This is a genomic window from Bradyrhizobium sp. NAS96.2 (assembly GCF_001908235.1).
Taxonomy (GTDB): Bacteria; Pseudomonadota; Alphaproteobacteria; order Rhizobiales; family Xanthobacteraceae; genus Bradyrhizobium.
Genome location: NZ_LGHK01000003.1, coordinates 45,891 through 54,991 on the forward strand (window position 1 = coordinate 45,891; position 9,101 = coordinate 54,991).

General features: G+C 65.3%; 6 protein-coding genes and 1 riboswitch. Of the genes, 2 read left to right on the forward strand and 4 right to left on the reverse strand.

Translation table 11 applies throughout. From position 1 onward, the window contains the following. The first annotated feature begins 44 nt into the window (after positions 1–44). Positions 45–1,007, forward strand: coding sequence for a hypothetical protein (locus AC628_RS00765; protein ID WP_074124808.1), 963 nt, complete (start codon positions 45–47; stop codon positions 1,005–1,007). Between the two features lie 5 nt (positions 1,008–1,012). On the opposite strand, the gene AC628_RS00770 is transcribed toward AC628_RS00765, so the two are convergent. The 4 genes from AC628_RS00770 to gcvT all read right to left on the reverse strand — a co-directional run bounded on the left by AC628_RS00770 (position 1,013) and on the right by gcvT (position 6,088). After that, positions 1,013–1,450, reverse strand: a complete 438-nt coding sequence (locus tag AC628_RS00770) for an acyl-CoA thioesterase (RefSeq protein WP_074124810.1) — start codon at positions 1,448–1,450, stop codon at positions 1,013–1,015. A 224-nt stretch (positions 1,451–1,674) separates the two neighbouring features. Beyond that, positions 1,675–4,548: an aminomethyl-transferring glycine dehydrogenase gene (gene gcvP / locus AC628_RS00775; protein WP_074124811.1), complete on the reverse strand. Its 2,874-nt coding sequence runs from the start codon at positions 4,546–4,548 to the stop codon at positions 1,675–1,677. A 10-nt stretch (positions 4,549–4,558) separates the two neighbouring features. After that, on the reverse strand, positions 4,559–4,924 hold the full coding sequence (gene gcvH, locus AC628_RS00780; protein WP_074124812.1) for a glycine cleavage system protein GcvH: 366 nt from the start codon (positions 4,922–4,924) through the stop codon (positions 4,559–4,561). Between the two features lie 18 nt (positions 4,925–4,942). Next, positions 4,943–6,088, reverse strand: coding sequence for a glycine cleavage system aminomethyltransferase GcvT (gcvT, locus tag AC628_RS00785; protein ID WP_074124814.1), 1,146 nt, complete (start codon positions 6,086–6,088; stop codon positions 4,943–4,945). Positions 6,089–6,230: 142 nt separating this feature from the next. Continuing rightward, positions 6,231–6,321: riboswitch (glycine riboswitch) on the reverse strand. Positions 6,322–6,523: 202 nt separating this feature from the next. Here gcvT and alaS point away from each other — a divergent pair. Continuing rightward, positions 6,524–9,101, forward strand: a 2,578-nt coding sequence (gene alaS / locus AC628_RS00790; protein ID WP_074124828.1) for an alanine--tRNA ligase, incomplete at its 3' end; no start/stop codon positions are given.

Genomic DNA, 9,101 nt, shown 5'->3' on the forward strand with positions numbered 1-9,101 from the left:
TTGGCGCCCGTTTCGTTTTGTGTTGCGTTCGGCGAGGTTGGACGATGAAGCGTTTGATTCTGACTAGTTGCGGTATCCGTCTCGCGCGCTCAGGTCTGGCAGAAGCGGTCATTGAATTTCGCTTTCGCTTCGTTTGGGGGCCGTTGCCCCCGGTAGAAGAGTTCGAAGATTATTTTGGCGCGCGTTCCGGCCAGGGCCCGGGTCGTCATTGGTCGGATTGGTGTTCATGGAGATTGTTCTCCGATGAAGTCCGGGCTCGCAGGCACCTTTCGCTCGTCGAGTATTGCGAACCGTATGACGTTATCGAGCTCTGGTTCGAACAATATCCGAACGATCAGCTGCAGCTGGTCTTCCTTCTGGCTTTTTTCAGATATCATCCCGAGACAGCGGCCAGGTTGAAGTTGCGTCTTGTTGATTTCGATCTGACGATGCCGGCTGAACAGATGCCCGAACCAGAGGATGTGTTGACGGTCGACGTCGGCCCGGTCGAACTCAATACCGGAAGTGCGATCTGGTCGGCTTATCGCGCAGCCACCCCAATGCCTTTTCTGGATTGCTTGCAGAGTGACCTTAGCTCACTGCCATTTCTGAGGTCGGCGCAGCTTGCCTTGGTTGCAGAATTGCCCTCCCGCGCGACGGGGCTTGGCGCAACTGAAATGCGACTTCTTGAGCTGATCGCACGTTACGACGGCTTTTCAGCGCTTGGACTACTTCATCGTTTCTGGTGCCCCGGAAATGTGTTCGGGGAACTCGAACTTTTCTCATTGCTCGACGGCCTCACGGATGGTCCGTCGCCTGCAGTGACCGATCTCGAACGACCGCAGAGCAAAAGGAGCTGGCACGCGCGCTACGCCGCAAGCTATCCGCGGCTGACCAAGTTCGGCGAAGCGATCATCGCGCACCAGGAAGACTTCAGCAGCCATAACCCGATCGATCGCTGGTGGGGCGGCACGCACCTCACCAACGACAATCTCTGGCGCATTGCTCCGACGCTGACCAAGCCGTAGTCAACTCAACCCGGCGCCAGCGCCTTCTCCCGGCTTGCGATCAGCGCCCGCAGATCCTCCGTCACCGCGACCGATTGATGGGTTGTCTGGTCGGTCGCGACCCAGATGATCTCGCCGGTGGCGCGCAGGTCGTCGGAGCCCTTGGCGAAGATCGCGAGCGCCAAGTTGATCGAGGAGCGGCCGATCCGCGCGACCCGGACGCAGACCTCGATGTCCTCGTCGAACCGGATCGGCGCCTTGTACTCGACCACCGACTTCACGGTGTGGAAGTCAATGCCGGTGCGAGCCACCTCGCCGAGATAGTCGTAGCCGAGCGCGCGGAAATACTCCGTGATTGCGGTGTCGAAATAGGTCAAATAGTGGGCGTTGAACACCACGGCCTGCGCGTCGACCTCGGAATAGCGGACGCGAAACGGGAAGTGAAACCAGAATTCCTCGCGCATGTCTCCTCCTGCCGCGGCGTCGGTCGCTCCCGCGCATTCCCTGCGATGGCGCGAAGCGCGGACCCGTTGGCTGCACCTATCCTACCGACTGGATCTAGTGCCCGCGGATGACCAGTCGCCCCAATCCCTACTGTGCATGGGGTTGTTTTTGACGTTTTGAACTGGACCTCGTAGCAACCATCCCCGCTTAATGGTTGCTACAACATCCCGCAACAAAGGCCGCGTTACTCCGCGGCCTGCGCGTAGTCCTCGATCGGCGGGCACGAGCACACCAGGTTGCGATCGCCGTAGACATTGTCGACGCGGCCGACCGGGCTCCAGTATTTGTCGGACCGTGACACGCCCGCGGGGAAGCAGCCCTCGGCGCGGGTGTAGGCCCGGTCCCACGCATCGTCGGCGATGTCGTGCACGGTGTGCGGGGCGTGGCGCAGCGGCGAGGCTTCGATCTTCCAGCGGCCTTTCTCGACGTCCGCGATCTCGCCCCGGATCGCGATCATCGCGTCGCAGAAGCGGTCGATCTCGAACTTCGATTCCGATTCCGTCGGCTCGATCATCAGCGTGCCCGCCACCGGGAAGCTCATGGTCGGCGCGTGGAAGCCGTAGTCGATCAGCCGCTTGGCGATGTCGTCGACGCTGACGCCGCTGCTCGTCTTCAGCGCCCGCGGGTCGACGATGCATTCATGCGCGACGCGGCCGCGCTCGTTGCGGTACAGCACCGGGAAGTGCGGCTGCAGCCGTGCGGCAATGTAGTTCGCATTGAGGATCGCAATCTCCGTGGCGCGCGTCAGGCCTTCGCCGCCCATCATCAGGATGTAGATGTAGGAGATGGTCAGGATCGACGCCGAGCCGAACGGCGCGGCCGACACCGGGCCGATGGCGTGCGCCGTCGCACCATCAGTTGCGGGATGGCCCGGCAGATAGGGCGCAAGATGCGCCTTGACGCCGATCGGGCCCATGCCGGGGCCGCCGCCGCCATGCGGGATGCAGAAGGTCTTGTGCAGGTTGAGATGGCTGACGTCGGCACCGTAATCGCCGGGCCGGGAGAGCCCGACCTGCGCATTCATGTTGGCGCCGTCGAGATAGACCTGTCCGCCATGCGCATGCACGATGTCGCAGATCTCGCTGATATGCTCCTCGAACACGCCGTGGGTCGACGGATAGGTGATCATGACGGCGGCGAGGTTGGCCGAATGCTTCTCGGCCTTGGCGCGGAGATCATTGACGTCGACGTCGCCGCGCGCATCGCACGCGACCACCACGACCTCCATGCCGACCATCGCGGCCGAGGCCGGATTGGTGCCGTGCGCGGAGGAGGGGATCAAGCACACCTTGCGGTGCGGCTCGCCGCGCGCGAGATGATAGCCCCGGATCGCAAGGAGGCCGGCATATTCGCCCTGCGCGCCGGAGTTCGGCTGCAGCGACACCGCGTCATAGCCGGTGATGTCGCACAGCCACTGCTCCAGCCGCTTGAACAGCGCATGATAGCCCTTGGCCTGATCGGCGGGCGCGAACGGGTGCAGATTGCCGAACGCCGGCCAGGTCAGCGGGATCATCTCGGTGGTGGCGTTGAGCTTCATGGTGCAGGAGCCGAGCGGGATCATCGCGCGGTCGAGCGCAAGGTCGCGATCTGAGAGCTTGCGCATGTAGCGCAGCAGCTCGGTCTCCGAGCGGTGCGTGTTGAACACCGGATGGGTGAGGAAGGCGCTAGAGCGCCGCAGCTCCTTCGGCAGCGTCTCGCTTGCGCTACCCTCGATCTCGGCAAAGCTGAGCTTGCCGCCGAACACGCGCCAAACCGCCTCGACGGTCTCAGGCGTCGTGGTCTCGTCGAGCGCGATGCCGAGCGTGGTCGCGCCGATACGCAGATTGATCCGCTCCGCCTGCGCGCGGGAGACGATCTCGATCTGCTTCGCGCCGACCTCGACCGTCACGGTGTCGAAGAACGCCTCGCTGGTCGGCGCGAAGCCGAGTTTGCGCAGGCCGGCGGCGAGCACGGTGGCACGGCGATGCACGCCGCGCGCGATGTGGGTCAGGCCCTCAGGTCCATGATAGACCGCATACATCGAGGCGATCACGGCGAGCAGCACCTGCGCGGTGCAGATGTTGGACGTCGCCTTCTCGCGGCGGATATGCTGCTCGCGGGTTTGCAGCGCGAGGCGATAGGCCGGTGCCCCGCGCGAATCCACCGACAGGCCGACGATGCGGCCGGGCAGCGAGCGCTTCAGCGTGTCGCGCACGGCCATGTAGGCGGCGTGCGGTCCGCCATAGCCCATCGGCACGCCGAACCGCTGCGCCGAGCCGATCGCGATATCGGCGCCGAGCTCGCCGGGCGAGGTCAGCAGCGCCAGCGACAGCAGGTCCGCGGCGACGATCGCCAGCGCACCCTTGGCGCGCAGCGATGCGATCGCCGGCCGGAGGTCGCGCACCGCGCCCGTGGTGCCGGGATATTGCAAGAGCGCGCCGAGCACGTCGGCCTTGTCGAGCTCGGTGAGGGGGTCGCCGACCAGCAGCGCCCAGCCCAGCGGGGCAGCGCGCGTGCGCATCACGGCCAGCGTCTGCGGATGCACTTCCTTGTCGACAAAGAACACCTTCGCCTTGACCTGCGAGTGGCGCTCGGCGAGCGCCATTGCTTCGGCCGCCGCGGTCGCTTCGTCAAGCAGCGAGGCATTGGCGACGTCGAGCCCGGTGAGGTCGCAGATCATGGTCTGGAAGTTGAACAAAGCTTCCAGCCGGCCCTGGCTGATCTCGGGCTGGTACGGCGTGTACGCGGTGTACCAGGCCGGGTTCTCCAGGATGTTGCGCTGGATCACCGCGGGCAGGATGGTGCCGGAATAGCCTTGGCCGATCAGCGACGTGAACACCTGGTTCTGCGCGGCGAGCTCGCTCATATGCGCGAGCGCCTCGGTCTCGCTCAGCGCGTGGCCGAGATCGAGCGGCGCCTTCTGGCGGATCGACGCCGGCAGCGTCTCACCCATCAGCGCCTGCAGGCTCGCGGCGCCGACCGTATCCAGCATCGCGTTGATGTCGCGCGGCGATGGTCCGATGTGTCGGCGGACGAAATCGGTGGCGGCTTCGTTGATCGGCTTGAAGGGCGCGTTCATGGCATCATCCTCAGGCGGTGTGCGCGGCGTAGGCGGCCTCGTCCATCAGGCCGCCGAGTTCGCCCTTGTCTGATATCTTCAGCTTGAAGAACCAGGCCTTGCCGCCGGCATCCGAATTGACCAGCGCGGGCTCGGCGGCGAGCGCCTCGTTGACCTCGATCACCTCGCCGGTGATCGGCGCGTAGACGTCGGAGGCGGCCTTGACGGATTCGACCACGGCAGCGGCCTCGGCCTTCTTGAGGCTGCGGCCGACCTTGGGCAGTTCGACGAACACGACGTCGCCGAGCTGCGACTGTGCGTAGTCGGTGATCCCGATCGTGGCGACATCGCCCTCGATGCGGAGCCATTCGTGGTCGGACGTGTACAGCGTCGTCATGGAGAGATCCTCTGGCGTTTAGCGTTTGTAGGTATTGGGGACGAACGGCGTGGCGGCGACTTTCAGCGGCAGCCGCTGGCCGCGCACCTCGGCGAAAACGGTGGTGCCGACCGCGGAAAGCGAGGTCGGCAGATAGCCCATCGCGACCGGCGCATTGAGGCTCGGGCCGAAGCCGCCCGAGGTCACCTTGCCGATCTGTTCGGTCGAGCTCGCATCGGCAAACAGGCCGGCGCCTTCGCGCACCGGCGCGCGACCATCGGGCCTCAAGCCGACGCGGCGGCGGGCGGCGCCATCAGCGAATTGAGTAAGGATCTTGTCAGCACCCGGGAAGCCGCCGGCGCGGGCGCCGCCGCTGCGGCGGACCTTCTGCACCGACCATTCCAGCGCGCCTTCGACCGGCGTCGTCGTGGCGTCGATATCGTGACCGTAGAGGCAGAGCCCGGCTTCGAGCCGCAGGCTGTCGCGCGCGCCGAGGCCGATCGGGAGTACGTCGGGATTGTCGAGCAGCGCAGTGACCAGGGCTTCGGCCTTGTCAGCCGGCACGGAAATCTCAAAACCATCCTCGCCGGTATAGCCGGAGCGCGAGACGAAGCAATCGATGTCGGCGACACGGCGCGGGCCGGCGTCCATGAATTTCATCGAACTGACATCTGCACAAAGTTTCGCCAGCGCCGATTCGGCTTTCGGCCCCTGCAGCGCGATCAGCGCGCGGTCGGCCAGCGACACGATCTCGCAGGTATCGGAGAGATGCGCGCGCAGATGCGCCTCGTCCTCGGCCTTGCAGGCAGCGTTGACGACCAGGAACAGGTGATCGCCGAAATTCGCCACCATCAAATCGTCGAGCAGGCCGCCGTCGTCATTGGTGAATTGCGCGTAGCGCTGCCGTCCCGGCGCGATGCCGGCAATGTCCTGCGGCACCAGTTTTTCCAGCGCGAGCGCCGCGTCGCCGACCTTGCCGGATTTGGCCTTCAGCACGAGCTGACCCATGTGGGACACGTCGAACAGGCCCGCGTCCTTGCGGGTGTGCAGATGCTCCTTCAGCACGCCGGCCGTGTATTGCACCGGCATGTCGTAGCCAGCGAACGGCACCATCTTGGCCCCGCGCGCCAGATGCAGCGCGTGCAGCGGGGTCTGTTTCAGCGGGGAGTTTTCGTGCGCAAGCATCACAGGGCCCTCGCGGTTCCCGTCGGGGACCCATTTCCCCTTGAGAAACCTGCAGAAAGCCCCATCTGTCGCTGTGCCTGAGAGTATTATCCCGTCGGCGGACGCAATCGGGGGAGAACCCCAGCGCCTCTTTCCAGATGTCAGACGTCACGCGGTCCTTTTGCCTGAGAGTTTCCGGGGCGGTTGCTCCTTCGGCGCCGGCGGCAAAGCCGGTCTCTCCCGACGTGACGGGTAACAGGTAGGTAGAAAACACGGCGCCACCAAGACTGTCAACGCAGCTGCAGCAACTATCCAACGGGGCTTTGTGCTGCCGCGGCAAGCCCATGATCCGCCTGCACAGTTTCTGGACACCGCAGCTGGCAATGTCTAAAAGCGTTCGGCCGGAAAATGACGCCTTTTTGCGGCTGGCCGGCCCCTTTTTCCGATTGGATGAACATGAGCAGCGTCAACGACATCAGGTCGACATTTCTGAACTTCTTCAAGGAGAACGGCCACGAGATCGTGGCGTCGTCGCCGCTGGTGCCGCGCAACGACCCGACCCTGATGTTCACCAATGCCGGCATGGTGCAGTTCAAGAACGTCTTCACCGGCGTCGAGAAGCGCGCCTATCAGCGCGCCACGACGTCGCAGAAATGCGTGCGCGCGGGCGGCAAGCATAACGACCTCGACAATGTCGGCTACACCGCGCGCCATCTCACCTTCTTCGAGATGCTCGGCAACTTCTCGTTCGGCGATTACTTCAAGGAGCGCGCGATCGAGCTCGCCTGGAATCTGATCACCAGGGATTTCGGGCTGAAGAAGGACAAGCTGCTCGTCACCGTCTACCACACCGACGACGAGGCGGCCGGCTACTGGAAGAAGATCGCGGGCTTCTCGGACGACCGCATCATCCGCATCCCGACCTCGGACAATTTCTGGGCGATGGGCGACACCGGCCCGTGCGGTCCGTGCTCCGAGATCTTCATCGACCGCGGCGAGCACATCTGGGGCGGACCTCCGGGCAGCCCGGAGGAGGACGGCGATCGCTTCCTCGAATTCTGGAACCTGGTGTTCATGCAGTACGAGCAGGTGACGAAGGAGGAGCGCGTGGCGCTGCCGCGTCCCTCGATCGACACCGGCATGGGGCTGGAGCGCATGGCCTGCATCCTGCAGGGCGTCGAGAGCGTGTTCGAGACCGATCTGTTCCGCCATTTGATCGAGGCGGCTTCGTCGGCGCTCGGCCATGGGCCGAACGCGCAGAACGTCGCGTCGTACCGCGTGATTGCCGACCATCTGCGCTCGTCGGCGTTCCTGATCGCCGACGGCGTGCTGCCGTCGAACGAGGGCCGCGGCTACGTGCTGCGCCGGATCATGCGCCGCGCGATGCGCCACGCGCAGCTCTTGGGCGCGAGCGAGCCGCTGATGCATCGCCTGGTCTGGGCGCTGGTCCGCGAGATGGGCCAGGCCTATCCGGACCTGGTGCGCGCGGAGAAGCTGATCGAGGAGACGCTGCAGCTGGAAGAGACCCGCTTCCGCAAGACGCTGGTGCGGGGACTATCGATCCTCGACGAGAAGAGCGCCGGCCTCAAGAAGGGCGACATGTTCGACGGCGACACCGCGTTCACGCTGTACGACACCTATGGCTTCCCGCTCGACCTGACGCAGGACGCGCTGAAGTCGCGCGGCATCAGCGTCGACCAGGCGGCGTTCACCGACGCGATGGAGCGGCAGCGCGAGAAGGCGCGCGCCTCCTGGGCAGGCTCCGGCGAGGCGGCGACCGAGACGATCTGGTTCCCGCTGCGCGAGAAGCTCGGTGCAACCGAATTCCTCGGCTATGAGACCGAGAGCGCGGAAGGTGCGGTGACGGCACTGGTCAAGGACGGCGCCGAGGTCGACAGCCTCAAGGCAGGCGAGAGCGGTGCGATCGTGCTGAACCAGACGCCGTTCTATGCGGAGTCGGGCGGCCAGGTCGGCGATATCGGTATCCTCACTGGCGAGGGCGTCAAGTTCCGCGTCACCGACATGCAGAAGAAGGCCGGCGATCTCTTCGTGCATGTCGGCACGGTGGAGCAGGGCACGCTGAACCTCGGCACCGCGCTGCAGCTCGAAGTCGACCACGCGCGCCGGTCGGCGATTCGCGCCAACCATTCGGCGACGCATCTGTTGCATGAAGCGCTGCGCCAGGTGCTCGGCGATCACATCGCGCAGCGCGGCTCGCTGGTCGCGCCCGATCGCCTGCGTTTCGATTTCGTGCATCCGAAGCCGATCACGCCGGAAGAGCTCGCCCGGGTCGAGGACATCGCCAACGATGTCGTGCTCGAGAATGACGAGGTGACGACCCGCGTGATGGCTGTCGACGACGCCCGCGAGGCCGGCGCGCGCGCGCTGTTCGGCGAGAAATACGGTGACGAGGTCCGCGTCGTCTCGATGGGCAAGAGCGCCCGCGAGCATGGCCAGAACGCGCTCGGCTGGTCGGTCGAGCTCTGCGGCGGCACTCATGTCCGCCGCACCGGCGACATCGGCCTGATCTCGGTGACCAGCGAGAGCGCGGTGGCGTCCGGCGTCCGCCGCATCGAGGCGCTGACCGGGCGTCACGCGCGCAAGCATGCCAACGACACCATGGCGCTGGCGAAGACCGCGGCGGCCGAACTGCGCACCACGATCGAGGATGTGCCGGCGCGGATCACTGCGCTGATGGAGGAGCGCAAGAAGCTGGAGCGCGATCTGTCGGATGCCAGGAAGAAGCTCGCGATGGGCGGCGGCGGAGCATCGAACGGTGCCGCCTCAGCCGTTCGCGAGGTCGGCAACGTCAAGCTGCTGGCGCGCGCGGTCGAAGGCGTCGAGACCAAGGATCTGAAGAGCCTGGTCGATGACGGCAAGAAGCAGATCGGATCGGGCGTGGTCGCGATCGTCGGGGTCACCGAGGACGGCAAGGCCGGCATCGTGGTCGGCGTCACCGCCGATCTGACCTCGCGCTTCAACGCGGTCGAGCTGGTGCGCAAGGGCTCCGAGGTGCTCGGCGGCAAGGGCGGCG